Annotated in this window: 22 protein-coding genes; 10 read left to right on the forward strand and 12 right to left on the reverse strand. The window is 60.8% G+C overall.

Features of this window, described 5'->3' with window-relative positions:
- Positions 1 to 44: 44 nt before the first annotated feature.
- Positions 45 to 1,007, forward strand: coding sequence for a sensor domain-containing diguanylate cyclase (locus tag PspCFBP13508_RS25590; RefSeq protein ID WP_137216128.1), 963 nt, complete (start codon positions 45 to 47; stop codon positions 1,005 to 1,007).
- Between the two features lie 142 nt (positions 1,008 to 1,149).
- Here PspCFBP13508_RS25590 and PspCFBP13508_RS25595 read toward each other — a convergent pair whose 3' ends face one another.
- The 9 genes from PspCFBP13508_RS25595 to gloB form a co-directional block, all read right to left on the reverse strand.
- On the reverse strand, positions 1,150 to 4,272 hold the full coding sequence (locus tag PspCFBP13508_RS25595) for a hypothetical protein (RefSeq protein WP_137216129.1): 3,123 nt from the start codon (positions 4,270 to 4,272) through the stop codon (positions 1,150 to 1,152).
- A 149-nt stretch (positions 4,273 to 4,421) separates the two neighbouring features.
- Positions 4,422 to 5,216, reverse strand: a complete 795-nt coding sequence (gene fabI, locus PspCFBP13508_RS25600) for an enoyl-ACP reductase FabI (protein ID WP_003202751.1) — start codon at positions 5,214 to 5,216, stop codon at positions 4,422 to 4,424.
- A gap of 19 nt (positions 5,217 to 5,235) precedes the next feature.
- Entirely contained in the window at positions 5,236 to 6,846 is a 1,611-nt protein-coding gene (locus PspCFBP13508_RS25605) for an ABC transporter ATP-binding protein (protein ID WP_137216130.1), read from the reverse strand.
- A 1-nt stretch (position 6,847) separates the two neighbouring features.
- Positions 6,848 to 7,867, reverse strand: a complete 1,020-nt coding sequence (locus PspCFBP13508_RS25610) for an ABC transporter permease (RefSeq protein ID WP_016774153.1) — start codon at positions 7,865 to 7,867, stop codon at positions 6,848 to 6,850.
- A gap of 1 nt (position 7,868) precedes the next feature.
- Complete coding sequence (locus PspCFBP13508_RS25615; RefSeq protein ID WP_016774154.1) at positions 7,869 to 8,942, reverse strand: microcin C ABC transporter permease YejB; 1,074 nt, start codon at positions 8,940 to 8,942, stop codon at positions 7,869 to 7,871.
- A gap of 4 nt (positions 8,943 to 8,946) precedes the next feature.
- Positions 8,947 to 10,788, reverse strand: coding sequence for an extracellular solute-binding protein (locus PspCFBP13508_RS25620; RefSeq protein WP_137216131.1), 1,842 nt, complete (start codon positions 10,786 to 10,788; stop codon positions 8,947 to 8,949).
- Positions 10,785 to 12,617: an extracellular solute-binding protein gene (locus PspCFBP13508_RS25625; protein WP_137216132.1), complete on the reverse strand. Its 1,833-nt coding sequence runs from the start codon at positions 12,615 to 12,617 to the stop codon at positions 10,785 to 10,787. The genes PspCFBP13508_RS25620 and PspCFBP13508_RS25625 overlap by 4 nt, the downstream gene beginning before the upstream one ends.
- 306 nt (positions 12,618 to 12,923) lie before the next feature.
- Positions 12,924 to 14,387 (reverse strand): transglycosylase SLT domain-containing protein, encoded by a 1,464-nt coding sequence (locus tag PspCFBP13508_RS25630; protein WP_130909528.1) that lies wholly within the window; start codon positions 14,385 to 14,387, stop codon positions 12,924 to 12,926.
- 99 nt (positions 14,388 to 14,486) lie between these two features.
- Positions 14,487 to 15,254: a hydroxyacylglutathione hydrolase gene (gene gloB, locus PspCFBP13508_RS25635; protein WP_137216133.1), complete on the reverse strand. Its 768-nt coding sequence runs from the start codon at positions 15,252 to 15,254 to the stop codon at positions 14,487 to 14,489.
- A 66-nt stretch (positions 15,255 to 15,320) separates the two neighbouring features.
- On the opposite strand from gloB, the gene PspCFBP13508_RS25640 reads away from it, so the two are divergent.
- From PspCFBP13508_RS25640 to PspCFBP13508_RS25655, 4 genes are all read left to right on the forward strand, one after another.
- The gene (locus tag PspCFBP13508_RS25640) at positions 15,321 to 16,079 is read left to right on the forward strand and encodes a methyltransferase domain-containing protein (RefSeq protein WP_041480625.1); all 759 of its coding nucleotides are present in this window, start codon (positions 15,321 to 15,323) and stop codon (positions 16,077 to 16,079) included.
- Positions 16,080 to 16,169: 90 nt separating this feature from the next.
- Positions 16,170 to 16,640 carry a ribonuclease HI gene (rnhA, locus tag PspCFBP13508_RS25645; RefSeq protein WP_007910572.1) on the forward strand — a complete coding sequence of 157 codons (471 nt, stop codon included), beginning with the start codon at positions 16,170 to 16,172 and terminating at the stop codon, positions 16,638 to 16,640.
- Between the two features lie 201 nt (positions 16,641 to 16,841).
- A complete protein-coding gene (gene dnaQ / locus PspCFBP13508_RS25650; RefSeq protein ID WP_024012494.1) occupies positions 16,842 to 17,600 on the forward strand; it encodes a DNA polymerase III subunit epsilon in 759 nt (252 codons plus the stop codon).
- Positions 17,601 to 17,892: 292 nt separating this feature from the next.
- Positions 17,893 to 18,507: a GNAT family N-acetyltransferase gene (locus PspCFBP13508_RS25655; protein ID WP_016774208.1), complete on the forward strand. Its 615-nt coding sequence runs from the start codon at positions 17,893 to 17,895 to the stop codon at positions 18,505 to 18,507.
- On the opposite strand, the gene PspCFBP13508_RS25660 is transcribed toward PspCFBP13508_RS25655, so the two are convergent.
- Both PspCFBP13508_RS25660 and PspCFBP13508_RS25665 read right to left on the reverse strand, forming a co-directional pair.
- The gene (locus tag PspCFBP13508_RS25660; protein ID WP_137216134.1) at positions 18,473 to 19,366 is read right to left on the reverse strand and encodes a LysR family transcriptional regulator; all 894 of its coding nucleotides are present in this window, start codon (positions 19,364 to 19,366) and stop codon (positions 18,473 to 18,475) included. The two genes, PspCFBP13508_RS25655 and PspCFBP13508_RS25660, sit on opposite strands and share 35 nt — an antisense overlap.
- A gap of 85 nt (positions 19,367 to 19,451) precedes the next feature.
- Positions 19,452 to 19,682 carry a hypothetical protein gene (locus tag PspCFBP13508_RS25665; RefSeq protein ID WP_016774209.1) on the reverse strand — a complete coding sequence of 77 codons (231 nt, stop codon included), beginning with the start codon at positions 19,680 to 19,682 and terminating at the stop codon, positions 19,452 to 19,454.
- Between the two features lie 183 nt (positions 19,683 to 19,865).
- Here PspCFBP13508_RS25665 and PspCFBP13508_RS25670 point away from each other — a divergent pair, with 183 nt between their 5' ends.
- Both PspCFBP13508_RS25670 and PspCFBP13508_RS25675 read left to right on the forward strand, forming a co-directional pair.
- Complete coding sequence (locus PspCFBP13508_RS25670) at positions 19,866 to 20,423, forward strand: NADPH-dependent FMN reductase (RefSeq protein ID WP_039763234.1); 558 nt, start codon at positions 19,866 to 19,868, stop codon at positions 20,421 to 20,423.
- A gap of 149 nt (positions 20,424 to 20,572) precedes the next feature.
- Complete coding sequence (locus PspCFBP13508_RS25675; RefSeq protein WP_076567551.1) at positions 20,573 to 21,856, forward strand: arsenic transporter; 1,284 nt, start codon at positions 20,573 to 20,575, stop codon at positions 21,854 to 21,856.
- A gap of 116 nt (positions 21,857 to 21,972) precedes the next feature.
- On the opposite strand, the gene PspCFBP13508_RS25680 is transcribed toward PspCFBP13508_RS25675, so the two are convergent.
- On the reverse strand, positions 21,973 to 22,923 hold the full coding sequence (locus tag PspCFBP13508_RS25680; RefSeq protein WP_137216135.1) for a DUF1853 family protein: 951 nt from the start codon (positions 22,921 to 22,923) through the stop codon (positions 21,973 to 21,975).
- A gap of 114 nt (positions 22,924 to 23,037) precedes the next feature.
- Between PspCFBP13508_RS25680 and PspCFBP13508_RS25685 the strand changes: the two genes are divergently transcribed.
- The 3 genes from PspCFBP13508_RS25685 to PspCFBP13508_RS25695 are packed head-to-tail and all read left to right on the forward strand — an operon-like array spanning position 23,038 to position 25,765.
- The gene (locus PspCFBP13508_RS25685; RefSeq protein WP_016774212.1) at positions 23,038 to 23,928 is read left to right on the forward strand and encodes an NAD(+) kinase; all 891 of its coding nucleotides are present in this window, start codon (positions 23,038 to 23,040) and stop codon (positions 23,926 to 23,928) included.
- Positions 23,928 to 24,899, forward strand: a complete 972-nt coding sequence (locus PspCFBP13508_RS25690; RefSeq protein ID WP_024012499.1) for a metallophosphoesterase — start codon at positions 23,928 to 23,930, stop codon at positions 24,897 to 24,899. Before PspCFBP13508_RS25685 ends, PspCFBP13508_RS25690 begins: the two co-directional genes overlap by 1 nt.
- Positions 24,896 to 25,765 (forward strand): rhomboid family intramembrane serine protease, encoded by an 870-nt coding sequence (locus PspCFBP13508_RS25695; protein ID WP_137216136.1) that lies wholly within the window; start codon positions 24,896 to 24,898, stop codon positions 25,763 to 25,765. Before PspCFBP13508_RS25690 ends, PspCFBP13508_RS25695 begins: the two co-directional genes overlap by 4 nt.
- Positions 25,766 to 25,784: the final 19 nt, after the last annotated feature.

The raw sequence follows: 25,784 nt of genomic DNA on the forward strand, positions 1-25,784 counted from the left end.
ATTTAACGCTACGCTCAACGCATGACTGTCTACGGAGTGTGCGCATGCTGGTGCCCGGAAAACCTGCCAACGAAGCTGCCCGAATTGACGCGCTGCATGGCTTGAAGCTCGACTCGGCTCCCGAAGAGCGTTTCGATCGCCTGACGCGTCTGGCCAAGCGCTTGTTCAACGTGCCGATCGCCTTGGTCACGCTGGTCGACAAGGATCGCCAGTGGTTCAAATCCTGTGTGGGTCTGGATGTCAGCGAGACATCGCGCGACGTCTCTTTCTGCGGCCATGCGATTTTGCAGAACGAGCTGATGCTGGTCCCCGATGCGCTGGAAGATCTGCGCTTCCACGACAACCCGTTGGTCACCGGCGCGCCGAATATTCGCTTTTATGCCGGCTATCCACTGACGGTGCCGGACGGCAACAAAATGGGCACCTTGTGCCTGATCGATACCAAACCCCGCCATCTCGACGACGAAGAGCGCTCGCTGCTGCGTGATCTTGCGCAGATGGCCGAGCAAGAGCTGATGGCGGTGCAGATGGCAAGCATGGACGAACTGACGCTGCTGTCCAATCGCCGCGGGTTCAAGCAACTGGCCCAGCATGCGCTGGATGCCTGCGCGCGCTTGAGCCGGCCGGCGACGTTGCTGTTTTTCGACCTCAACGACTTCAAGCAGATCAACGATCTGTACGGGCATGCCGAAGGCGACAGTGCGCTGAAGACCTTTGCCGACGTATTGCGCATTGCCTTTCGTGAAAGCGACGTGGTCGGGCGCTTGGGCGGCGATGAGTTTGTCGCGTTGCTGACCGGCTCCAGCCACGTTGAAACCACGCGAATCATGGCGCGGCTCAAGGAAATCCTCGAAGAGCGCAACGCCACACTGCACCGCGGGTACGCGATTCGCTTCAGCGTCGGCCAGATCGAATACGACCCCAAACGCCACGACACCGTGGATCGCCTGCTGGCAGATGCGGATGGTGCGATGTATGCGCACAAGCAAGCTCTGAAAGGCTGCTAGTCCTGGCGTAAATCCTGTGTAGGAGCGAGCCTGCTCGCGATAGCGGTGTGTCAGGCAGTGTCGTAGTCACAGACAGCTATCGCGAGCAGGCTCACTCCTACAGGGTTGGGTGGTGCTCAGTTTGCGCAATGCCCGCCAGGATTCAGCTTTTTGGCGGGCTCAGCTTCTGGTAAAACGCCAGCCATTTCTCATGGCAGGCTGCAGCATCCTCGAGCTCGGGCACGAGCAGCGCTTCTCGCAAGGCTTGCGCTTCATGGGCTGCAAACAGATGCCTGACAGCAGTGCTGGCAATGGCGTTGACTCTCTCCGATGCAAAAGTGTCGGGTACGGCGAGCGGCACCTTATACAAAAGAGGGGCTCCATCAGTGTCGAGAGGAGTGACGAAGGCATGGCAGGTGGCGTTTGCCGCGGGCGGGGTTCCGTGTTGGTAAGCCTGGGCGTCGACCGGCAGCACTCGCGCTGCTTCGTTCTCGGCAAAAGGCAGCAGCAGGCTGAGGTCCAGATCGCGCCGCAGAACCACTTTCGATCTGCAGGGGAAAATCTCGAACACCGTGGCTGGCGTCCCGAGCAACCGCGCAATGATGCCAAAAGGCGCAGTGTGGGCGGCGGCAAGCTTGTCCGTGGCAGCGGATACCGGTCGCAGGGCAAACAAATCAAACGTGCGGGTTTCGACGTCGAACCGTTGCGTAATTGGCAAGCGACAGAACGCTTCCTTGATTAATGTGATATGCGCCTCCTTCATCTGCTTGAGACGGGCGGCCAGTGCCACATGGAAGAACGTTGCCACATTGTGCAGTCTGGGCAACGAGGCAATCATCGGCGCCAGTTGCAACTGCGCATTGCTCGATTGCCATCCCTGCATGTTGCCCGCCAGTTTGCCGGCGATATGCAGTTCGCTCAGAGAGTAATGCGCGGGCGGCGTCTCAGTGTCCGAGACTGGAACAAACAGCGCCTTTTCCGTCAGGTACAGGTTATCGGCGAAAACCTTGCGCAGATCCATCAGCGCAACGGTGGTGGGGGTGGGCGGTGCAGTGAGGAAGCCCCGGCGATACAGGTCGTTTACCAGGCGATTGTGATTGCGAAACAGGACATCGGCCTTCTTCAGCGTGGCGGCGTCGTACACCGTCACCGGGAATTCGGCGTCGCGCTGGATCAGTCCTCTTGCAACCGCCCAGTCGACTACCAGCGAGGCACATGAATCTTCGCGCAGGAACTTGTAGAAATGCAGGGGGGCGGGGCCTTTTGTCAGTTGGTTGAGCTGCTCGTAGCTCATCATGCGTGCAACGCCCGGCATTTGGCTTTCGATATACAGCACGACCTGCTTCAACCTTACCCAGCGCAGAGAACTCATGTAGGAGAGTGATGCGGGAATATCCCGGGTCAGAAACTCCGGTGCCATACCGGACAATAACAAATGCGTTGCCAACGCCCTGTTCCTGGTTCGTCCAAGATGCGGCTGTGTATCGATGAGTCGACGTACTTCGTCGTAACTCTCGCCCCACAGGTCGCTGCCCTCCAGCCGATGGGTGACGATTCGGTTCAGATCTTCGCCGGCGCTTGGCTCCAGACTGAGAATCAATGCGGCGAGCAACAGGCGCTCGCGGTTGGTCGCCAAAAGGCGTTTCTTCTGCGCCGGAGCCCCCAGGTTCTTCACCAGCAGATTGCCCAGTGTTTGCGCCCGTGGCGTGATCAGGATACGGCTGATAAGGAAGTCGGCTTTTGCCTTGAGCGTTTTGGGTGGCAGATCGGTATCGACGCCTTCACTGAGATAGTCGAGCAATGACGTCGTGCCTTCGGGCAAGAACGTCTGTGTGGTGTCGATGATGCGCTGGCGCTGTTGCTCCGTGAACCGATCGCTTTGGGTCCAGGGCTGACCTAACAGATACCAGTGGTTCATGTGGGCGGGGTGGGTGTGCAGATTGATCCTGTACCACTTGACCAGCGCGAGAGCTTGCTCGACAGACGTCGGGGTGGGCAGCTTGTAGAAGCGCAGCATCTGCCCAAGGGTGACTTTACCGCTCGAGCGCATGGCTCCGCCGGCTTTGCTTGCCTTGGCTTTGAGCTGGTCGCGGAAGAGTTTCAGATCAGCATATCTTTCCACCTGCGCCGTCAGGGTTACCCAGCCTTTGGCGCTTGGGGTACCGACATGGCCGGATTCGGTAATCAGCAACTGACTGTCGGCGGGCAGTCCCTGCTGCTTCAAAATGGCTTGAAAATCCACATCGGCGCTGAGTTTGCGCAAATGACGCTGACCATACTTCATCCAATGCGCAAGCGTGGAATCCGGATGAGTCTCGCTGAGTTCCTTGTAATCGATTTTGGCCTTCGGCTCCATGTTCCAGCACAGCGCTTCAAGGCGTCGCACGATGTGCCGGACATCTTCCAGATCGCCAAACTCTTCGCGATAACTGCGGATGGGGGCGCTGGTTTGCACGTAATCGCTGACGTAGGGCAGCTCAGGCCAGCGCTGCTGGCGCAGGCGTTGCACAAGTTCTTTGGCTTCGCCAGCATCTTGCGGCAACGCAAATTCATAGCGACTCAGAAGCTCGCCCATTTTCAGCCGCGGCCCTCTGACTGGTGCGGTAACAGAAGCCGAAGTGAGCGTGACCGCAGTGTCGGCAAAGCCTCGCTGCTCGAACGGGTTGCTGGTCAGCAGTACCTCATCGATTCGATCGGCGATGGCCCGGAAGTCCTCCAGTTGCGCGTTGCGCTCCTTCACCACAGCCGACGTGGTGTGGCCGTTTTCATCGATGGCAGCCAGACCGCGGGCCTTCCACTCGGCGACGATGACCCGGGCCTGAATCTGGTTTTGCGGTTCCGGATAACCGTAGAACGCCAGCACGACTTGCCGCGGAAACCGGTAGAGCGGGTTGGCGGATGTACCACCGATGTAAGGCAGGCCCAGCCCGGCAGGATCGATACGCTGGGAAATCGACAGCAGCAGCGGCGCCATCTGCCACCAGCCTGAGTCATCCTCCAGCGTGAAGAGGCGCAGCCCGGCGGAGCCGTTCGAGGGGATCTGTGCTTGCAGGGTGTCACCCTTGATCTGCAACGTATCCAGATCAATATGGAAGCGACTGGCCCAGTCGAGAAATTCGGGGCGTTCGAGGGCGTTCCAGTAGAGCTCCATCCATTCGCGCAGCAGGCATGGCCGGGGAACGTCCAGCGTACGCGCCGGATCAGCGGCAGTGATTACCGGTTTGGCAGTCAATTCGGCAATGAGGTTCTGGATCAGCGTCTGTTCAGGTACCGGTGTGTCGCTCATGTGTGCCTCCCTGGCGGTTGATAAGCATTGAATGCCGAGTATCGCGGGGAGGGCTGGCTGGCGGGCGGTAGATATTTACTGCGCGACGTTTTCCAGGGGCATAAAAAAACCCGCCATATTCGGCAGGTTTTTTGTTGGCTACACGAAGATCACTCTTCGATGTTGCCCATGGCGGTGGTGTTGAAACCGCCGTCAACGTACATGATCTCACCGCTGATGCCCGACGCCAGGTCGGAGCACAGGAAGGCGCCGGCGTTGCCGACTTCTTCGATGGTGACGTTGCGGCGCAGCGGAGTCTGCGCTTCGTTGGCGGCCAGCATCTTGCGGAAGTTCTTGATGCCGGAAGCGGCGAGAGTGCGGATCGGACCGGCCGAAACGCAGTTGACGCGGGTGCCGTCCGGACCGAGGGAACCGGCCAGGTAACGGACGCCGGCTTCCAGCGAAGCCTTGGCCATGCCCATCACGTTGTAGTTCGGCATGGTGCGCTCGGCGCCCAGGTACGACAGGGTCAGCAGGCTGCCGTTGCGGCCTTTCATCATTTCGCGACCGGCCTTGGCCAGCGCCACGAAGCTGTAGGCGCTGATGTCGTGAGCGATGCGGAAACCTTCACGGGTGGTGGCTTCGGTGAAGTCGCCGTCCAGTTGGTCGCCCGGGGCGAAGCCGACGGAGTGCACGATGCAGTCCAGGCCGTCCCACTTCTTGCTCAGTTCTTCGAAGACCTTGGCGATTTCTTCATCGCTGGCCACGTCGCACGGGAAGCACAGCTCAGGGCTCGAACCCCAGCCTTGTGCGAACTCTTCGACGCGACCCTTGAGTTTGTCGTTCTGATAAGTGAAGGCAAGCTCAGCGCCCTCGCGATGCATGGCGGCAGCGATGCCGGATGCGATGGACAGCTTGCTGGCGACACCGACGATCAGTACGCGCTTACCGGCGAGAAAACCCATGTGTTGCTCCTCTTTCAGGTTATTGCGCAGTGGCTGGTGCCAGAAAAGCGGCTTCCAGCAACTGCTGTGTATACGGATGTTGGGGGGCGGCAAAAATACTTTGCGCGTCTCCCTGTTCGACCACTTGGCCATGCTTGACCACCATCAGTTGGTGGCTCAGCGCTTTGACGACAGCCAGGTCATGGCTGATGAACAAATACGTCAGGTTGTACTTGGCTTGCAGTGAACGCAACAGCTCCACTACTTGCCGCTGCACCGTGCGGTCGAGCGCCGAAGTCGGCTCGTCCAGCAGGATCAGCGCCGGTTTCAGCACCAAGGCCCGGGCAATGGCGATTCGCTGCCGTTGCCCTCCGGAAAATTCGTGGGGGTAGCGGTGCCGGGTTTCCGGATCCAGACCTACCTCCTTCAATGCCGCAATGATCGCCGCTTCCTGCTCGGTCGCGGTGCCCATCTTGTGTATCCGCAGGCCTTCGCCAACGATGTCATTGACGCACATGCGCGGGCTCAGGCTGCCAAACGGGTCCTGAAACACCACCTGCATCTCCCGCCGCAGCGGACGAACCTCGCTCTGCGTCAGGCAGTCTAGCTGCTTGCCTTCAAAGCGGATCGCGCCTTTGCTGCCGATCAGCCGCAAAATCGCCAGACCGAGGGTGGATTTGCCGGAACCGCTTTCGCCGACGATCCCCAGGGTCTGACCCTGCGGCAGGCTGAAATTGATGCCGTCCACTGCCTTGACGTAATCCACCGTGCGCTTGAGCAGGCCTTTCTTGATCGGGAACCAGACTTTGAGGTCCTCGACTTCGAGCAGCGGCGCGCCGATTTCATTGCTCGCCGGGCCGCCGCTGGGCTCCGCGCCGAGCAATTCCCGAGTGTACGGATGCTGCGGCGAACGGAACAGGTCTGCGCACGATGCCTGTTCGACGATGCAACCGCGCTGCATGACACATACGCGATGCGCAATTCTTCGCACCAGGTTCAAATCGTGACTGATCAGTAACAGTGACATGCCCAATCGAGCCTGAAGATCCTTGAGCAAATCGAGGATTTTCAGCTGAACGGTCACGTCCAGCGCGGTGGTCGGTTCGTCGGCAATCAGCAATTCCGGCTCGTTGGCCAGGGCCATGGCAATCATCACCCGCTGGCGCTGGCCGCCGGACAATTCATGGGGCAGGGCCTTGAGGCGCTTGTGCGGCTCGGGAATGCCGACCATCTCCAGCAGCTCCAGCGTGCGCTTGGTCGCGACTTTGCCGCTCAGGCCCTTGTGGATGCCGAGCACTTCATTGATCTGCTTCTCGATCGAGTGCAGCGGATTGAGCGAGGTCATCGGCTCCTGAAAGATCATCGCGATGCGGTTGCCACGAATATGGCGGATGGTCTTCTCGCTCAAATCCAGCAGGTTCTGCCCGGCGTAATTGATGCTGCCGGCCGGATGCCGCGCCATGGGGTAGGGCAGCAGGCGCAGGATTGAATGCGCCGTGACCGATTTGCCCGAGCCCGATTCACCGACCAGCGCCAGGGTTTCGCCGCGCTTGATGTCGAAGCTCACGCCCTCGACCACGCGGTGGACGCGCTCGCCGAAACCGAACTCGACGGCGAGGTCGCGCACTTCGATCAGATTGTCCTGATTCATTTCACTTCCTCGGGTCGAAGGCATCGCGAGCGGACTCGCCGATAAACACCAGCAGGCTCAACATCAGCGCCAGCACGGCAAACGCACTCATGCCCAGCCACGGCGCCTGCAAATTGGATTTGCCTTGGGCGACCAGTTCGCCCAGCGACGGACTGCCGGCCGGCAGGCCGAAGCCGAGGAAGTCCAGCGCAGTCAGGGTGCCGATGGCGCCGGTGAGGATGAACGGCATGAAGGTCATGGTCGAAACCATGGCGTTGGGCAGGATGTGGCGGAACATGATCGCGCCGTTCTGCATGCCCAGCGCCCGCGCGGCGCGCACGTATTCCAGATTGCGCCCGCGCAGGAACTCGGCGCGCACCACATCGACCAGGCTCATCCACGAGAACAGCAGCATGATGCCCAGCAGCCACCAGAAATTCGGCTGGACGAAACTGGCGAGGATGATCAGCAGATACAGCACCGGCAGCCCCGACCAGATCTCGAGAAAACGTTGCCCGGCGAGATCGACCCAGCCGCCGTAGAACCCCTGTAGCGCCCCGGCAATCACGCCGATGATCGAACTCAGCACGGTCAGCGTCAGCGCAAACAGCACGGAAATGCGGAAACCGTAGATCACCCGCGCCAACACGTCGCGGCCCTGATCGTCGGTGCCCAGCAGGTTGTCCGCCGAGGGTGGCGCCGGCGCCGGGACTTTCAGGTCGTAGTTGATGCTCTGGTAGCTGTAGGGAATCGGTGCCCACAGGATCCACGCGTCCTTGGCCTTGAGCAGTTCCCGGATGTACGGACTCTTGTAGTTGGCTTCCAGCGGGAATTCGCCGCCGAACGCGGTTTCCGGGTAGCGCTTGATCGCCGGGAAATACCAGTTGTTGTCGTAATGCACGACCAGCGGCTTATCGTTGGCAATCAGCTCGGCGCCCAGACTGAGGCCGAACAGAATCAGAAACAGCCACAGCGACCACCAGCCACGCTTGTTGGCCTTGAACAGTTCGAAGCGCCGGCGGTTGAGAGGGGACAGGTTCATCTCAATGCTCCCGGCTTGCAAAGTCGATGCGCGGATCGACAAAAGTGTAGGTCAGGTCGCCGATCAGTTTCACCACCAGCCCGAGCAGGGTGAAGATGAACAAGGTGCCGAATACCACCGGGTAATCGCGGTTGATCGCCGCTTCGAAACTCATCAGGCCGAGGCCGTCGAGGGAGAAAATCACTTCCACCAGCAACGAGCCGGTGAAGAAAATGCCGATGAACGCCGAAGGAAAACCGGCAATCACCAGCAGCATGGCGTTGCGGAACACGTGGCCGTAAAGGACGCGATGGCGGGTCAGGCCCTTGGCTTTGGCGGTGACCACGTACTGTTTGTTGATCTCGTCGAGAAAGCTGTTTTTTGTCAGCAGAGTCATGGTCGCGAAGTTGCCGATCACCAGCGCCGTGACTGGCAATGCCAGGTGCCAGAAATAATCGAGGATCTTGCCGCCCAGGCTCAGCTCATCGAAGTTGTTCGAAGTCAGCCCGCGCAGGGGGAACCAGTCCAGATAACTGCCGCCGGCAAACACCACGATCAGCAGGATCGCAAACAGAAACGCCGGGATCGCATAGCCGACGATGATCGCCGAACTGGTCCAGACGTCGAAGTGGCTGCCGTGTCGCGTGGCCTTGGCGATGCCCAGCGGGATCGACACCAGATACATGATCAGCGTGCTCCACAGCCCCAGCGAGATCGACACCGGCATCTTTTCCTTGATCAGGTCGATGACCTTGGCGTCGCGGAAGAAACTGTCGCCGAAATCCAGCTGCGCATAGTTCTTGACCATGATCCACAGGCGTTCCGGGGCCGATTTGTCGAACCCGTACATGTGCTCGATTTCCTTGATCAGCGCCGGGTCCAGCCCCTGCGCGCCACGGTACGACGAGCCGGCCACCGCGACCTCGGCACCGCCGCCGGCAATCCGGCTGGTAGCGCCTTCGAAACCTTCGAGCTTAGCGATCATCTGCTCGACCGGCCCGCCTGGCGCGGCCTGGATGATAACGAAGTTGATCAGCAGAATGCCGAACAGGGTCGGGATGATCAGCAGCAGTCGCCGAAAGATATACGCCAGCATCTGATTACTCCGTGCCCGCAGGGTCGGCTTGCAGTTGGGTTTCGACTTCTGCGGCAGGTTTGGCGTCAGGCTTGACCCACCAGGTGTTGATGCCGATGTCGTATTTGGGCGAGGTTTTCGGGTGGCCGATGTGGTTCCAGTAGGCCACGCGCCAGCTCTTGATGTGCCAGTTCGGCACCACGTAGTAGCCCCATTGCAGAACACGATCCAGCGCGCGGGCGTGGGCTACCAGACTCTTGCGCGAGTCGGCGTTGATCAGGCTTTCCACCAGTTGGTCAACGGTCGGGTCTTTGAGGCCCATGCTGTTGCGGCTGCTCGGTTTGTCGGCGGCGGCGCTCATCCAGTACTCGCGCTGCTCGTTACCCGGCGAATTGGACTGCGGAAAGCTGCCGACCATCATGTCGAAGTCCCGCGAGCGCACGCGGTTGATGTACTGCGAGACGTCGACGCGGCGGATCACCAGATCGATGCCGAGGTCGCTGAGGTTGCGCTTGAACGGCAGCAGCACCCGTTCGAATTCGGTCTGGGCGAGGAGAAATTCGATCACCACCGGTTTGCCGGTGGCGTCGACCATTTTGTCGTCGACGATCTTCCAGCCGGCCTCTTGCAGCAGTTGATACGCCTCGCGCTGCTGGGTGCGGATCATGCCGCTGGCGTCGGTCCTGGGATTTTCGAAGGCTTCGCTGAATACTTGAGCCGGCAGTTGGCTGCGGAACGGTTCGAGGATCGTCCGTTGCTCGGCGTCCGGCAGGCCGGTGGCGGCCATTTCAGAGTTTTCGAAGTAGCTGCGAGTGCGCACGTAGGCGCCGTTGAACAATTGCTTGTTGGTCCATTCGAAGTCGAACAGCAGCCCGAGAGCCTGACGCACGCGCACATCCTGGAACACCGGGCGGCGCAGGTTGAAGACGAAGCCCTGCATGCCGGTCGGGTTGCTGTTGGGGATCAGTTCCTTGATCAAACGGCCCTCGGTGACCGCCGGAACGTTATAGGCGCTGGCCCAGTTCTTCGCGGTCATCTCCAGCCAATAATCGAACTGCCCGGCCTTCAGCGCTTCGAGGGCGACGGTGTTGTCGCGGTAATAGTCGGTGGTCATCGTGTCGAAGTTGTAGAAGCCACGGTTGACCGGCAAGTCCTTGCCCCAGTAATCCTTGACCCGCTCGTAACGTACCGAACGGCCGGCCTTCACTTGGGTGACCTTGTACGGGCCGCTGCCCAGCGGGATTTCCAGATTGCCCTTGTTGAAGTCGCGACTGGCCCACCAGTGTTTAGGGAGGACCGGCAACTGGCCGAGGATCAGCGGCAGCTCGCGGTTGTTGCTGTGCTTGAACTTGAACAGCACTTTCAGCGGGTCTTCGGCGATGGCTTCGGCGACGTCGTTGTAGTAGCCGCGAAACATCGGCGAGCCTTCCTTGGTCAACGTTTCGAAGCTGAACACCACGTCTTCGGCGCGCACCGGGTGGCCGTCATGGAAGCGCGCTTCCGGGCGCAGGTAGAAGCGCACCCAACTGTTGTCGTCGGCTTTCTCGATCTTGCTGGCAATCAGGCCGTATTCGGTGAACGGCTCGTCGAGGCTGTGCTTGGTCAAGGTGTCGTAGATCTGGCCGATGTCATCGGCCGGCACGCCTTTGTTGATGAACGGGTTGAGGCTATCGAAGCCGCCGAACCCGGCCTGGCGGAACACGCCACCCTTGGGCGCGTCAGGGTTCACGTAGTCGAAGTGCTTGAAATCGGCCGGGTATTTCGGTGGCTCGTTGTACAGGGTCACGGCGTGTTGCGGGGCGGCCCAGGCCAGCCCGGCGAACAGCAAGCCGCCGGCCTGCACGAGCAGGGTGCGAACAGGGTTCATCGATCTTTCTCCGAAGACTTCAGCCACCACGCGCTCAGGCCCAGGGTGTAGGGCGGCGTGGTGACAAAGGCCAACCGGTTGCGGTAGGCCAGACGGTGATAATTGAGGTACCAGTTGGGAATGCTGTAGTGCTGCCAGAGCAGCACGCGGTCGAGCGCCTTGCCGGCGGCGACCTGCTCGTCGCGGGTGCGCGCGGCGAGCAATTGTTCAAGCAGGTGATCAACTACCGGATTGGCGATGCCCGCGTAATTCTTGCTGCCCTTGACCCCGACCTGACTGGAGTGGAAGTACTGCCACTGCTCAAGGCCCGGGCTCAGGGTCTGGCCGAGGGTCATCGAGATCATGTCGAAATCGAATTGATCGAGGCGTTGTTTGTATTGCGCGCGATCGACTGTGCGCAGGCGCGCGTCGATGCCGATGCTGTTGAGATTCTCGATGTACGGCTGATAAAGCCGCTCCAGGCTCGGATTGACCAGCAGCAGTTCGAAGCGCAGCGGTTGGCCGTCAGCATTTTGCAAGCGCTGGCCGTGGAGCTTCCAGCCGGCCTCGGCGAGCAGGGCGAGGGCTTTGCGCATGGTCTCGCGCGGGATGCCACGGCCGTCGGTTTTCGGCAGGGTGAACGGCTCGGTGAACAGCCGGGCTGGCAACTGCTCCTTGTAAGGCTTGAGCATCAGCCATTCATGCCCGACCGGCAAACCAGACGCGGTGAATTCGCTGTTGGGGTAGTAGCTGGTGGTGCGTTTATAGGCATCGCTGAACAGCGCGCGGTTGGTCCATTCGAAGTCGAACATCAGACCCAACGCTTCGCGCGTCCTGACATCGGCGAAGGTCGCGCGGCGGCTGTTCATGAACAGGCCCTGAGTCTGGGTCGGGATCTGATGCGGGATCTGCACCTTGATCACTTCGCCACGACGTACCGCAGGGAAGTTGTAACCGTTGACCCAGTTCTTCGCCTGATGCTCGATGTAGATGTCGAACTCACCGGCCTTGAACGCTTCGAAGGCGACATCGCTGTCGCGGTAGAACTCGACTTCCATGCGATCGAAGTTGTACTTGCCGCGATTGACCGGTAAGTCCTTGCCCCAGTAATCCTTGACCCGCTCGAAAATCAGCTGCCGACCCGGCGTGACCGACGTGATGCGGTACGGCCCGCTACCCAGCGGCGGCTCGAAGGTGGTGGCTTTGAAGTCGCGGTCTTTCCAGTAATGCTGCGGCAGTACCGGCAATTCGCCCAGGCGCAGGATCAGCAGCGGATTGCCCGAGCGCTTGAACACGAAACGAATGCGCTGCTTGTTGAGAATGTCGACTCGCAGCACTTCCTGCAGGGCCGTGCGATACAGCGGATGACCGTCCTTGAGCAGCGTTCGATAGGAGAACGCCACGTCGTAGGCGGTGATCGGCGCGCCGTCGTGAAAGCGCGCTTCGGGGCGCAAATTGAAGACGACCCAGCTGCGATCTTCGCTGTACTCCACCGATTGTGCGATCAACCCGTAACTCGACGCGGGTTCGTCGCCGGACGGCGAATACTGGCCGGTGCCAACCATCAGCGGCTCGTTGAGCTCGTTGATGCCGTACTGGAGAAAATTGGCGGTGGTGACCGGGCTGGTGCCCTTGAAAGTGTACGGATTGACCGTATCGAAGGTGCCGAACGCCATCACCCGCAACGTACCGCCCTTGGGCGCTTGCGGGTTGACCCAGTCGAAGTGGGTAAATCTGGCCGGGTACTTGAGCGTGCCGAACTGCGCATAACCGTGACTTTCGGTAATCGTCGCGCTTGCGGATGAGCTCAAGGCCAGGCTGATCAGGAGCAGGGATAGGGCACGCTTCAAGTCAGATCCGATCCAGCGGCTTGGGCTTTGTGGGCCGTACAGTAACAGCTTGTCTGGACAGGAAAAAGATGCGGGTTAAAGAGCCCCTCACCCTAACCCTCTCCCGGAGGGAGAGGGGACTGATGGTGGTGTCTGGGCGAATTGCACCGAGGTGCGATACCGAGTCGAACTCGGTTTCTGAAAAGCCCCCGATCGGCTCCCTTTCCCCTCTCCCCCCTGGGGGAGAGGGCTGGGGTGAGGGGGATGGATCTAAAGCACACCAAAAACTTCATCCAAAAAAAGCCCCTGAATTCAGGGGCTCTTCTGTCAGTGCGGCTGATAAACCGTGAGCATTTGCCCCGGCTTCAACGCCTTGCCCGCACCCGGATTCCAGCGCTTGAGATGTTGCATCTCGACATTGAAGCGCTTGGCCACTACATACAGGGTGTCGCCGCGCTTGACCTTGTACTGGGTCTGCTGCTTGCTCTCGTCCTTGCCTTTGCTCTTGCTGTTGGCCGCAACCACGGTGTTGACCCGGCCGGACTTGCGCGCCGGGGCACGCTTGGTGTTGTCCTGCATGACCAGGGTCTGGCCGACCTTGAGGTTCTTGCCGGTCAGCTTGTTCCAGCGCTGCAGATCCTTGACTTCGACCTTGTTGGCCTTGGCGATGGAACCGAGGTTGTCGCCACGCTTGACCCGATAAGCGCGCTTGAGCTGCGCGACTTCCGACGGATCGGCGCCTTCGAACACCGGTTTCAGCGAGCGCGGGCTGATCAGTTCGTCCGGGCGCATGGTCTGCAGACTGGCGGTCAGCAGTTGCGCCTTGGATGTCGGCACCAGCAGATGCTGCGGGCCGTCGATGGTGGTGCGCTGTTTGAACGCGGGGTTGAGCTGGAACAGTTCGTCTTCGTCGATGTTGGCCACTGCAGCGACCTTGGACAGGTCCATGCGCTGGTTGATTTCGACGACCTGGAAGTACGGCTCGTTGGCGATCGGGTTGAGGTTGACGCCGTAGGCTTCCGGCGCCAGCACCACTTGCGACAGCGCCAGCAACTTCGGCACATAGGCCTGGGTTTCCGCCGGCAGCGGCAGGTTCCAGTAGTCGGTGGGCAGGCCAAGCTTTTCGTTGCGTTCGATCGCGCGGCTGACGGTGCCTTCACCGGCGTTGTAGGCCGCCAGAGCCAGCAGCCAGTCGCCGTTGAACATGTCGTGCAGGCGAGTCAGGTAATCCATCGCCGCCGTAGTCGAAGCGGTGATGTCGCGGCGACCATCGTAGAAACGCGTCTGGCGCAGGTTGAAGTAGCGCCCGGTGGACGGAATGAATTGCCACAGGCCCACCGCATCGGCGCGGGAATAGGCCATCGGGTTGTAAGCGCTCTCGATCACCGGCAGCAGGGCCAGTTCCAGCGGCATGTTGCGCTCTTCGAGGCGTTCGACAATGTAATGAATGTAGAGGCTGCCGCGTTCGCCGGCATTCTCGAGAAAAGAGGGATTACTGGCGAACCACAGGCGCTGTTGCTCGATGCGCGGATTGACGCCAAGGCCTTCCTGCAACTGGAAGCCCTGGCGCATGCGTTCCCAAATGTCCTGGGGCGCCACGGGAGTGGGCTTCTCGGTCAGCCAGATCGGCTTCTGCTTGGCTCGCGCAGCAATGTTCGGCGTGTGCGTCGCTTCAGTCTGCGGAGCGTGGCTGGAGCAACCCGCCAGCGTGGCGGACACAGCCACCGCGATGGCTTGCGCCAGGCGGGTCAAAGCATCTGAATTGACGGACTTACGTATGGATGACGACATTGGCTGGAAGTAAGTTCCGGGCAAAAATGTCGGGCGATTCTAGAAAGCGCACCCCCTGCGGTCAACCATTGAGAATTTTTGTCCCGGCCGGCGCGCTTGTCAGAACTTGTCTTTCCATGCTCGCAGAGCCGCAAATACCTCGCTCGGCTCCCGGTTTTGAGCGCCTTCCCGTTCGTCCACTTTTTGTGTAACCAATGTTTCAGAAGTGCGTAAAAACGGATTGGTAAGCTTTTCCAGGGCCAAAGTCGACGGCAATGTCATCACACCGTTCTGCCGTTGCTGCGTGACCTTTTCCAGACGGGCGGCGACTTCCGGATTGCCCGGCTCGACGGCGGCGGCAAATTTCAGATTGCTCAAGGTGTATTCATGGGTGCAGTAAACCAGCGTATCTTCCGGCAGGGCCGCGAGACGGCTGAGCGAGTGGTACATCTGCTCGGGTGTGCCTTCGAACAGCCGGCCGCAACCGGCGGCGAACAGGGTGTCGCCGCAGAACAGCAGGCCATGGTGGTAATAGGCGATGTGCCCCAGGGTATGACCGGGCACCGCATAAACGTCGAAGTCCCAGCCGAGCACGCTGACGCTGTCGTTGTCCTTGAGGGCTATGTCACGCGCCGGAATGCTTTCGCTGGCCGGACCGTAGACTTTAGCGCCGGTCGCCGCTTTCAGGCGCTCAACGCCGCCGACGTGGTCATGGTGATGGTGAGTGATCAGAATATCGCTGAGCACCCAGCCCGGATGCGCATCGAGCCACGTCTGCACCGGGGCGGCGTCGCCCGGATCGACCACCGCACAGCGCTGGGTTTGGTGATCCTGTAACAACCAGATGTAGTTGTCGGTGAACGCGGGCAGGGCACTGATCTGTATCATCGTTGGAATTCGCCAAGCGGAAAACATTGGCGCATCTTAGTAGTTCCTGGCGCGTTGGAGAATGACATGACCGATAAAGCGTTCGCTCAGGCCGATCCCGACTGGCTGGCATTGATCAGCGCCGCCCGCGAATGGCTGTCGGGGCCGCTCGGGCAATTTCTGCTGGATGAAGAGCGGCGCATGCTCGACGACGAGCTCGGTCGCTTCTTCGGCGGTTATCTGGTGCATTACGGCCCGTCCGCCGAAACCCCGCCGGCCGCGCCGCAAGTGCAGCGCAATGTGCGTCTCGGCGCGCCGTTGCCCGGGGTCGAGATCGTTTGCGAAGAGCAGGCCTGGCCGTTGAGCGAGCACGCCGCCGACGTCGTGGTGATGCAGCATGGCCTGGATTTCTGCCTGTCGCCCCACGGTTTACTGCGTGAAGCGGCGAGCAGCGTGCGTCCCGGCGGGCATCTGCTGATCATCGGCATCAATCCCTGGAGCACTTGGGGCCTGCGGCATTTCTTCGCCAATGACGCCCTGCGCAAGGCGCGCTGCATCTCCCCGTCGCGGGTCGCCGACTGGCTCAATCTGCTCGGCTTCGCGCTGGAGAAACGCCGCTTCGGGTGCTATCGTCCGCCGCTCGCGTCGCCCAAGTGGCAGAACCGTCTGGCCGGCTGGGAACGCAAGGCCGGTGACTGGCAGCTGTCCGGCGGTGGCTTCTATCTGCTGGTGGCGCGCAAGATCGTGGTGGGGCTCAGGCCGTTGCGCCAGGAACGCCGCGAGCCGATGGGCAAGCTGATTCCGCTGCCGATGGCCAAGGTCAACCGCCGCCGCATCGAACCGTAAATCTTCTTTTATTTGTGGCCGGGCTTGTCCCGGCCGCGGTCATTGTCGATCCGTGATTGGCAGGACAGGCATTTTTCTGGAAAGACCGGCATGAGCGAAAGCGTGGAAAGCGTCGACACCGTAGAACTGTTCACCGACGGTGCCTGCAAGGGCAACCCCGGCCCCGGCGGCTGGGGCGCGCTGCTGGTGTGCAAGGGCGTCGAAAAGGAACTGTGGGGCGGCGAGGCCAACACCACCAACAACCGCATGGAGCTGCTCGGCGCGATTCGTGGCCTCGAAGCGCTCAAGCGCCCCTGCGAAGTGCTGCTGGTCACCGACTCGCAATACGTGATGAAAGGCATCAACGAGTGGATGGCCAACTGGAAGAAGCGCGGCTGGAAAACCGCTGCGAAAGAACCGGTAAAAAACGCCGATCTGTGGAAAGAGCTGGACGAGCAGGTCAATCGCCACAAAGTCACCTGGAAATGGGTGCGCGGGCACATTGGCCATCATGGTAACGAGCGGGCGGACCAACTGGCCAATCGCGGCGTTGACGAAGTGCGTGGTTACAAGCAGAGCTGATTTCGCTTCTAACCGTGGCGTCGCCGTTCGCGAGCAGGCTCGCTCCCACAGGGAAATGTATTCCAGGCCTTGAATTGGAATGCACTCAGTGTGGGAGCGAGCCTGCTCGCGAAGGACCCGCCACGGTCTGACTGAAACACCCCGCCGAGCGTGTTAACATCCGCGCCTTTGCCCGATTGACCCGTTGAGAGCTGAGCACTGATGGCCACCAGATCCGTTGTACTCGATACCGAAACCACCGGCATGCCGGTGACCGATGGTCACCGGATCATTGAAATCGGTTGCGTCGAACTGATCGGTCGGCGCCTGACGGGCCGGCATTTCCACGTTTACCTGCAACCGGATCGCGAGAGCGACGAGGGTGCGATCGGTGTGCACGGCATCACCAACGAATTCCTCGTCGGCAAGCCGCGCTTTGCCGAAGTCGCCGACGAGTTCTTCGAGTTCATCCAGGGCGCGCAGCTGATCATCCACAACGCGGCGTTCGACGTTGGCTTCATCAACAACGAATTCGCCTTGATGGGCCAGCACGATCGCGCTGACATCACCCAGCATTGCACCATCCTCGACACCCTGATGATGGCCCGGGAACGTCACCCGGGGCAGCGCAACAGCCTTGATGCGTTGTGCAAGCGTTACGGCGTCGACAACTCCGGCCGTGAACTGCACGGCGCCTTGCTCGACTCGGAAATTCTCGCCGACGTCTATCTGACGATGACCGGCGGCCAGACCAGCCTGTCGCTGGCCGGCAACGCCTCCGATGGCAATGGCACGGGCGAGGGTGCCGACAACTCGGCTACCGAAATCCGCCGCCTGCCGGTCGATCGTCAGCCAGCACGCATCATCCGGGCGACTGAAGAAGAACTGGCGGCGCATCTGGTGCGGCTGGAAATCATCGCCAAATCGGCGGGAGCGCCGGCGTTGTGGACGCAGATTGCCGAGGCTGATGCGCAGGCCTGAAAAAACCGAAGATCAAAAGATCGCAGCCTTCGGCAGCTCTTACCGGGATTGCATTCCATAGTGGGGACCAGGAAGGCAGCGATTTTTTGCGTTTGGCGACATGGAGCCAAGTTGCCACCCTCGCCACATTCGCTGCAACCCTCTACCCTGAGTGCACTGGTCAGGTGCAAATCTGCCGCCTCAGGACACTGAGCCTCATGTACAAAGAGTTGAAATTTGCGCTGGCAATCATCCATCGCGACAGCAAGGTCGACACCGTCGGCTGCGTCAAGGAATGAGGACTTTTCCCAGTATGCAACCGGTCATGAATCCGAAATACCCAGGGTTGTCGGTGCGGGTCGCCGATGAAGGTTTTGCGCCGTATATCTGGGGCAGCGACTTCAGTTTCGAGGTGGCCGCCTATGGCGCTGCCGTGATCGGCAAGCCGGTCGAGCAGTGGCCGGTGACGCCAATCGTGCCGTACCGCAAGTGCTACGGCATCGATCCGGAAGAGTTCAGCGCCTTTCACAACGCGCCCGACAGTGCGATTTTCATGGCGTACCTGGACGACGAGCCGGTCGGTCACCTGGTGATCAGCACCAACTGGAACGGCTTTGCCCACATCGATGAACTGGCGGTGCATGCCCCGGCCCGTCGCCACGGCGTGGCCAAGGCGTTGCTCGATGTCGCGCAGTTCTGGAGTCGCAAGAAGAAGCTGCCGGGCATCATGCTCGAAACCCAGAACAACAACCTCGGCGCCTGTCGGCTGTATGAGCGCTGCGGTTATGTGATCGGCGGCATCGACCAGTTGCGCTATCGCGGCATCGATCCGCATACCGCCGAAGTTGCCTTGTTCTGGTATCGCCTGTTCGACAATCCGCTGGAAAAACCACTCAGCTCGACAACATCGCCTCGGCTTGTTCCGTGACGATAGTCAGCAGTGTCTGAATCGCCGCCGACGGCGTGGCATGCTTGAAGGTCAGGGCATAGAGGCTGATCGGCACTGCCGGTGAGAGCGGGCAGACGTCAAGCCCACCGGCGCGGGCGCCCAACGCGGTGAAGGGATCGACGATCGCCAGACCTTCGCCGGCCTCGACCATGCTGCGCATCATCTGATGGGTCTGCACACGGGTCTGAATGCTTGGCGCCGGGCGCAAGGCCTGCAGTTTGTTTTCCAGTGCCGGGCTCAGCGGATCCTGACCTTCGAGACCGACCATGGCCTGACCGGCCAGATCCGCGAGGGAAATGTATTTCTGTTTCGGTTGCAGCCAGCCGTGCGGAGCGATCAATTGCAGCTTGCCCTGGGCCAGCGGCTGGCAGTGGATATCGTGGTGTTCGGGATCGTGCAGGCTCAGGCCCAGATCGCTTTCGCGCAGTAACAGGCTGCGAACGATGTCGCGAGTCGGCGCGCTGAGCAGGCTGCACGGTGCGTCCGGCAAGCGCCGACGCAGGGTCGCAAGGCTTTGTGGCAGCAATTGCTGGGCCAGCGGCGGGGTGCCGATGATGCGCAAGGGCGGGGCGAGGTACTGCTTGAGGCTGCCGGCCAGACGCTGCACCGGCTCCAGCGCTTCATAGATGTGCGCGATTTCCACCTGCAGGGCGCGCGCTTCAGGGGTCGATTGCAGGCGCCCGCGAACGCTGGCGAACAGCATGAACCCCAGCTGACTTTCGGCTTCGCGCAAACGCTCTTCGACTTCGGTCACCGGCAGTTGCAGCCATTCGGCGGCGGTGCCCATGTGACCGGTCTGCAAGAGCGCCTGAATCACTTCGATGTGGCGTAAACGCATGCGTGAAGTCCATGTTCAGCAGGTGGGGTCAGACGCTGAATCCTACCCCAAGTCCGCTCGCATGACTTCTGCTCATAACGCTGGGTTATTGAGCGACGGTTGGCTCAGGTTCGCGAATCAGGGTAATGCCTGATTGAACCAGGAGAAACTCGCTGTCACTGACCTTGTTGACCCGATCGCCAATGGCCAGTCTGTAAATGGGCTCCGAGCCAGTGGATCCGTCTGCAGACGGGTTCGATTCCTGGAATTCATGCACGGAATAAACGCGGCCTTCCGCATCTCTTGCATGAAACTGACCGACGAGTACTGCTGCCATCTGCTTAGAACCTCTGGAGATAAAACGCTTGATTTGCGGCTTTGTAGACCGTCACCAAGCTCGGTAAGTTTTCCTACAGGAAAAAAATATTCGCCGCGCAGGAAAAACCAATGACCACTGGTGAAAGCGCCACTGGATCATCTATAACTAGCGACTCTTCCCACGGACCATCGAGAGTCTTCCATGAGCAATGTCTACAACGTCGCTGTAGTGGTCGGTAGCCTGCGCAAAGCATCGATCAATCGCAAAGTCGCACTGGCCCTCGCCGAACTGGCACCGGCCAATCTCAAGCTGGAGATTGTCGAGATCGGTGAACTGCCGCTGTACAACGAAGACATTGACGGCGATTCTCCGCCGGCAGCCTACAGCACTTTCCGTCAGAAAGTGGCGTCATCCGACGCGGTGCTGTTTGTTACCCCCGAGTACAACCGCTCGATCCCGGCACCGCTGAAGAACGCGATCGACGTCGGTTCGCGCCCTTATGGCCAGAGCGCGTGGAGTGGCAAACCCGGCGCGGTTATCAGCGTATCGCCAGGCGCCATCGGTGGCTTCGGCGCCAACCAGCACCTGCGCCAGACCTTTGTTTTCCTCGATATCCATTGCCTGCAACAGCCGGAAGCCTACCTGGGCGGCGCCGGTAATGCGTTCGACGAAGCGGGCAAATTGAGCGACTCGGTGAAACCGTTCCTGCAAAAATTCATCGATGCCTACGGCCAGTTCGTCGAGCAACACAAGAAATAAACTTACCGAAACTCACTGTGGGAGCGAGCCTGCTCGCGAAGGCTGTGTGTCAGATGATAATTTCATGTCTGGCACACCGCCTTCGCGAGCAGGCTCGCTCCCACATTTGTTCGATTTCCACCCGTTTCGCTATTTGAAGGCTTCTGCGAATGCTCGCTGCGTCACTGATTTTTCTGCTGACCATTACCCTCGTCATCTGGCAACCCAAAGGTCTCGGCGTCGGCTGGAGTGCAACGCTGGGCGCCGTGCTGGCGTTGATTTTTGGCGTCGTTCACCTCACGGATATCCCGCTGGTCTGGCAGATCATCTGGAACGCCACCGGCACCTTCGTGGCGCTGATCATCATCAGCCTGTTGCTCGACGAGGCTGGCTTTTTCAACTGGGCGGCGCTGCACGTGGCGCGTTGGGGGCGGGGCAGTGGGCGCAAACTGTTTGCCTTCATGGTGCTGCTCGGCGCGCTGGTCTCGGCGCTGTTCGCCAATGACGGTGCGGCGCTGATTCTCACGCCGATCGTGATTTCGATGCTGTTGGCGTTGCGCTTTTCACCGGCGGCGACGCTGGCATTCGTCATGGGCGCCGGGTTCATTGCCGACACGGCAAGCCTGCCGCTGGTGGTATCGAACCTGGTCAACATCGTTTCGGCTGACTTCTTCCACATCGGCTTCAACCGCTATGCCGCGGTGATGGTGCCGGTCAACTTCGTCAGCGTGGCGGCGACGCTGGGCATGTTGCTGTGGTTTTTTCGCCGCGACATCCCGGCGGCGTACGATCCTGCACAACTGGAAAACCCGCACACCGCGATCCACGACAAGGCGACGTTCTACGCCGGTTGGGCGGTGCTGGTGATCCTGTTGATTGGCTGCTTCGCTCTGGAACCGCTGGGCATTCCGATCAGCGCAATTTCGGCGGTGTGCGCCGCGCTGCTGCTGGGTATCGCTGCGCGCGGCCACAAGATCTCCACGCGCAAGGTTATGAAAGAAGCGCCGTGGCAGATCGTCATTTTCTCGCTGGGCATGTACCTGGTGGTGTACGGCCTGCGCAACGCCGGGCTCACTGGTTACCTCGCCGGATGGCTGGACGTGTTCGCCGAGCACGGTGTATGGGGCGCGGCGATGGGCACTGGGGTGCTGACGGCGCTGCTGTCGTCGATCATGAACAACTTGCCGACGGTGTTGATCGGCTTGCTGTCGATCGATGCCAGTCAGGCCAGCGGCGTGATCAAAGAAGCGATGATCTACGCCAACGTGATTGGCAGCGACCTTGGGCCGAAAATCACCCCGATCGGCAGTCTGGCAACGTTATTATGGCTGCATGTGCTGGAACGCAAGGGCATTCACATTGGCTGGGGCTATTACTTCCGCGTCGGGATTGTGCTGACGGTGCCGGTGTTGCTGGTGACGTTGGCGGCGTTGGCCGTGCGGTTATCCCTATAGATCGAGTTGCTCTTTTCGCGAGCAGGCTCGCTCCCACAGGGGATCGCATTCCACATTTGAAATGCATTCTCTGTGGGAGCGAGCCTGCTCGCGAATTGGGTCAGGCACCACCAATCTCAGGTTTGGCCGGGCACATTCGGCCAAAGATCCGCCACCAGAAACAGCCGCTCCGCCTCTTCCCATTCGCCCTGGGCGTTCTCGGTCAGGCGCACCATCAGCTGCGCCGGGGCCAGCGCTGGCAGGTCCTGCAGCCACAAACGCAGATGCTCATTCGTCCAGACCTGATCCGCCGGGTAGTGCGCCGGCGCCAGCCATGCGTGACGGGGCAGGGGTTGCCAGCGGCCCGGCGGGCGTCGCGCGACAAACGCCGGCCAGTCCTTCTGATGCAGCCAGCTGCCACGCAAATGTTGCGGATGCGCGCCGTGCGGTGAGTCCGCCTGCCCGGGCCACGGGTACAACAGATAACCGCCCAGCCACAACTGCGCGCTGAAGGTTTCGATATCCAGCGCCGCGAGCACTTCGCGGCTTTCCGGGCGCGCCGAGATCGGCAATTGATGCTCGGCCAGATGTGCCAGCTTACGATCCAACCGATCATGACAACCCGGCCCCAGCCACTGCGCGGGATCGCGGCCATTGCCATCCTGCGGGCCAAGGTAGAGCTTGATCGCCAGTTCCAGATGATGCACGCCGTCGCGGTCACGCAGCAGCATGTCCAGTTCGCCGAGGGTGTGCCCGGCGCGGCGGATTGGCAGGTTGGCGGCGATCAGTTCGATGCCCGGCGCATGCGAGACGGCGAACTGCCACAGACGCTCGTAATACAGGCCCAGACGCCGCGTGCGCGCCTGGGACAGCCATTGCAGCAGGCCGTAACTGTCGTGGTCGAGCTGGCGCAGCCAGTGTTCGAGACGCTGCGGGTCGTGCACCCAGTCGCTGCCGGCCAGCGGATGGCGCTGCGGCCATGGCGTGGCGGCGAGCATCGGCGGCGCGAGGATCACCCACGCCAGGTCCCGCACTTCGGGATGGCGTAACTGATGGGGCAACTGCAACAAATCGGGAAACAGGATCATCTTGCGAGCATAGCCTTAAACCTGAGCGCACCCTTGAGGCTGAAAGGATTTTGTCTATCTGGCGCTTTCGCCCATAATCGGGTTTTCGCGTTTTCGATTGTCCGCAGAGGTCCCATGGAGCAATTTCGTAATATCGGCATCATCGGTCGCCTGGGCAGTTCCCAGGTGCTGGATACCGTCCGCCGACTGAAACGCTTTCTGCTCGACCGTCACCTGCATGTGATCCTCGAAGACACCATCGCTGAAGTCCTGCCCGGCCACGGCCTGCAAACCTCGTCGCGCAAGATGCTCGGCGAAGTCTGCGACATGGTCATCGTCGTCGGCGGTGACGGCAGCCTGCTCGGCGCTGCGCGGGCGCTGGCCAAACACAATATTCCGGTGCTCGGCATCAACCGTGGCAGCCTCGGCTTCCTCACCGATATTCGCCCGGACGAGCTGGAAATCAAGGTCGCCGAAGTGCTCGACGGCCACTATCTGGTGGAAAACCGCTTCCTGCTGCAAGCCGAAGTGCGTCGCCATGGCGAGGCCATCGGCCAGGGCGATGCGCTCAACGACGTGGTGCTGCACCCGGGCAAATCGACGCGGATGATCGAATTCGAGCTGTACATCGACGGCCAGTTCGTCTGCAGCCAGAAGGCCGACGGCCTGATCGTCGCCACGCCCACCGGCTCCACCGCCTACGCGTTGTCTGCTGGCGGGCCGATCATGCATCCCAAGCTCGACGCTATTGTGATTGTGCCGATGTACCCCCATACCTTGTCAGGACGGCCGATCGTGGTCGATGGCAACAGTGAGCTGAAAATCGTCGTGTCCAAAGATATGCAGATCTACCCGCAGGTGTCCTGCGACGGCCAGAACCATTTCACCTGCGCACCGGGCGACACCATCACCGTGAGCAAGAAAGCGCAGAAGCTGCGCCTGATTCATCCGCTCGATCACAATTACTACGAGGTGTGCCGCACCAAGCTTGGCTGGGGCAGCAAGCTGGGGGGCGGAGGCGACTGATGCTCGATCCCGCGCGCAGTTACGACCTGATCGGTGACGTGCACGGATGCGCCATGACCCTCGAACACTTGCTGGACCGTCTCGGTTATCACAAGCAGGGCGGGGTCTGGCGGCATCCGTCACGCATGGCGGTGTTCGTCGGCGACATCATCGACCGTGGCCCGCGTATTCGCGAGGCATTGCACATCGTCCACGACATGGTCGAGGCGGGGCAGGCGCTGTGCATCATGGGCAACCACGAATTCAACGCGCTCGGCTGGGTCACCCCGGCGCCACCGGGCAGCGGCAAGCAGTTCGTGCGCGAACACACCAAGCGCCATGCGCGGCTGTTGCAGGAAACCCTGACTCAATTTGAAGACCATCCCGGCGACTGGCATGACTTCCAGCAGTGGTTCTACGAGCTGCCGCTGTTCGTCGATGCCGGGCGCTTTCGCGTCGTCCATGCGTGCTGGGACGCCGGTCTGATCGAGCCGTTGCGGGCGTTGTTCCCCAATGGCTGCGTCGATGAGCATTTCCTCCAGGCCTCGGCCGTTCCCGGCAGCTTCGCCTGTACCGTGTTCGACCGCTTGCTGCGCGGCACCGACATGCGCCTGCCGGGCGGCTTGACCATGACCAGCGGCGACGGTCTGGTGCGTTCGTTCTTCCGCACCAAGTTCTGGGAAGACGATCCCAAAACCTACGGCGATATCGTCTTCCAGCCCGATGCATTGCCGGAGCCTGTCGCGCAGACGCCGCTGACTTCAACTGAAAAGAATTCCCTGCTGCGCTATGGCGTCGACGAGCCGTTGCTGTTCGTCGGCCACTACTGGCGCAGCGGAAAACCGGCGCCGATCCGCCCGAACCTCGCGTGCCTGGATTACAGCGCCGTGCTCTACGGCAAACTGGTGGCCTATCGTCTGGACCAGGAAACGCGTCTGGATCCGCAAAAATTCGTCTGGGTCGATGTCGAGCGGCCGGAGGTCCTGCAATGAGTGCGGTAGCGGTATTGCGCCTGCCGTTGGCGGTGGATTTGAGCGGTTTCGTCAAACTGTTGCAACGCATGCAAGTGCCCCATCGTGTCAGTGAAGAGGCGGGCGAGCAGGTGCTATGGGCGCCGGAGGAAATCAGCGAGGACGTGCGTTCGCTGTACGAGCGCTTCCCGGCCGGCGACCCGGATCAGCAACTGGACATTCCCGTGGGCCAGACCTTTAAACGAACAGGTTTCGCCGAACAGCTGAAACACGCCAGGGCCACGGGATTGATTCTGCTGTTGAGCCTGATCGTTGGCGGTCTGACTTTCCTCGGCGAAAACCTTGAGACCCTGCGCTGGCTGACCTTCCTCGATTTTCGCGTGATCGGCGAGTACATCCACTTCACGCCACTGGCCGACAGTCTGGCGGCAGGGCAGTGGTGGCGGCTGGTCACGCCGATGCTGATCCACTTCGGCATCCTTCATCTGGCCATGAACGGCATGTGGTACTGGGAGCTGGGGCGGCGCATCGAGTCGCGCCAGGGCAGCATCAACCTGATCGGTCTGACGCTGCTGTTCAGCCTGGTGTCCAACTACGCCCAGTTTGTCTGGAGCGGCCCGAGCCTGTTTGGCGGGCTGTCCGGCGTGCTTTACGGCCTGCTCGGGCATTGCTGGATTTTCCAGCTGCTGGCGCCGAACCCGGCCTATCGCCTGCCGCGCGGCGTGCTGGTGATGATGCTGGTGTGGCTGGTGGTGTGCATGTCCGGGCTGATCTCGCTGATCGGTTTCGGCCAGATCGCCAACGCCGCGCACCTGAGCGGGTTACTCATCGGATGCTTCACCGGTTTGTTGGGCGGTTTGTATAACCGCCGTAAACTGGCCGTCTAAAATTTTTGGTTCAGCAAAG

Source organism: Pseudomonas sp. CFBP13508 (assembly GCF_005233515.1).
GTDB classification, from domain to species: domain Bacteria; phylum Pseudomonadota; class Gammaproteobacteria; order Pseudomonadales; family Pseudomonadaceae; genus Aquipseudomonas; species Aquipseudomonas mercuritolerans.

Bases quoted from the DNA above. Each gene is read 5' to 3' on its own strand.
- PspCFBP13508_RS25660 (WP_137216134.1), bottom strand. From the start codon at position 19,366: ATGCGTTTACGCCACATCGAAGTGATTCAGGCGCTCTTGCAGACCGGT.
- PspCFBP13508_RS25655 (WP_016774208.1), top strand. From the start codon at position 17,893: ATGCAACCGGTCATGAATCCGAAATACCCAGGGTTGTCGGTGCGGGTC.
- fabI (WP_003202751.1), bottom strand. From the start codon at position 5,216: ATGGGTTTTCTCGCCGGTAAGCGCGTACTGATCGTCGGTGTCGCCAGC.
- PspCFBP13508_RS25640 (WP_041480625.1), top strand. From the start codon at position 15,321: ATGACCGATAAAGCGTTCGCTCAGGCCGATCCCGACTGGCTGGCATTG.
- PspCFBP13508_RS25665 (WP_016774209.1), bottom strand. From the start codon at position 19,682: ATGGCAGCAGTACTCGTCGGTCAGTTTCATGCAAGAGATGCGGAAGGC.
- PspCFBP13508_RS25605 (WP_137216130.1), bottom strand. From the start codon at position 6,846: ATGAATCAGGACAATCTGATCGAAGTGCGCGACCTCGCCGTCGAGTTC.
- PspCFBP13508_RS25690 (WP_024012499.1), top strand. From the start codon at position 23,928: ATGCTCGATCCCGCGCGCAGTTACGACCTGATCGGTGACGTGCACGGA.
- PspCFBP13508_RS25670 (WP_039763234.1), top strand. From the start codon at position 19,866: ATGAGCAATGTCTACAACGTCGCTGTAGTGGTCGGTAGCCTGCGCAAA.
- PspCFBP13508_RS25590 (WP_137216128.1), top strand. From the start codon at position 45: ATGCTGGTGCCCGGAAAACCTGCCAACGAAGCTGCCCGAATTGACGCG.
- gloB (WP_137216133.1), bottom strand. From the start codon at position 15,254: ATGATACAGATCAGTGCCCTGCCCGCGTTCACCGACAACTACATCTGG.
- PspCFBP13508_RS25695 (WP_137216136.1), top strand. From the start codon at position 24,896: ATGAGTGCGGTAGCGGTATTGCGCCTGCCGTTGGCGGTGGATTTGAGC.
- PspCFBP13508_RS25680 (WP_137216135.1), bottom strand. From the start codon at position 22,923: ATGATCCTGTTTCCCGATTTGTTGCAGTTGCCCCATCAGTTACGCCAT.
- PspCFBP13508_RS25615 (WP_016774154.1), bottom strand. From the start codon at position 8,942: ATGCTGGCGTATATCTTTCGGCGACTGCTGCTGATCATCCCGACCCTG.
- PspCFBP13508_RS25675 (WP_076567551.1), top strand. From the start codon at position 20,573: ATGCTCGCTGCGTCACTGATTTTTCTGCTGACCATTACCCTCGTCATC.
- PspCFBP13508_RS25685 (WP_016774212.1), top strand. From the start codon at position 23,038: ATGGAGCAATTTCGTAATATCGGCATCATCGGTCGCCTGGGCAGTTCC.
- PspCFBP13508_RS25620 (WP_137216131.1), bottom strand. From the start codon at position 10,788: ATGAACCCTGTTCGCACCCTGCTCGTGCAGGCCGGCGGCTTGCTGTTC.
- PspCFBP13508_RS25595 (WP_137216129.1), bottom strand. From the start codon at position 4,272: ATGAGCGACACACCGGTACCTGAACAGACGCTGATCCAGAACCTCATT.
- rnhA (WP_007910572.1), top strand. From the start codon at position 16,170: ATGAGCGAAAGCGTGGAAAGCGTCGACACCGTAGAACTGTTCACCGAC.
- PspCFBP13508_RS25610 (WP_016774153.1), bottom strand. From the start codon at position 7,867: ATGAACCTGTCCCCTCTCAACCGCCGGCGCTTCGAACTGTTCAAGGCC.
- dnaQ (WP_024012494.1), top strand. From the start codon at position 16,842: ATGGCCACCAGATCCGTTGTACTCGATACCGAAACCACCGGCATGCCG.
- PspCFBP13508_RS25630 (WP_130909528.1), bottom strand. From the start codon at position 14,387: ATGTCGTCATCCATACGTAAGTCCGTCAATTCAGATGCTTTGACCCGC.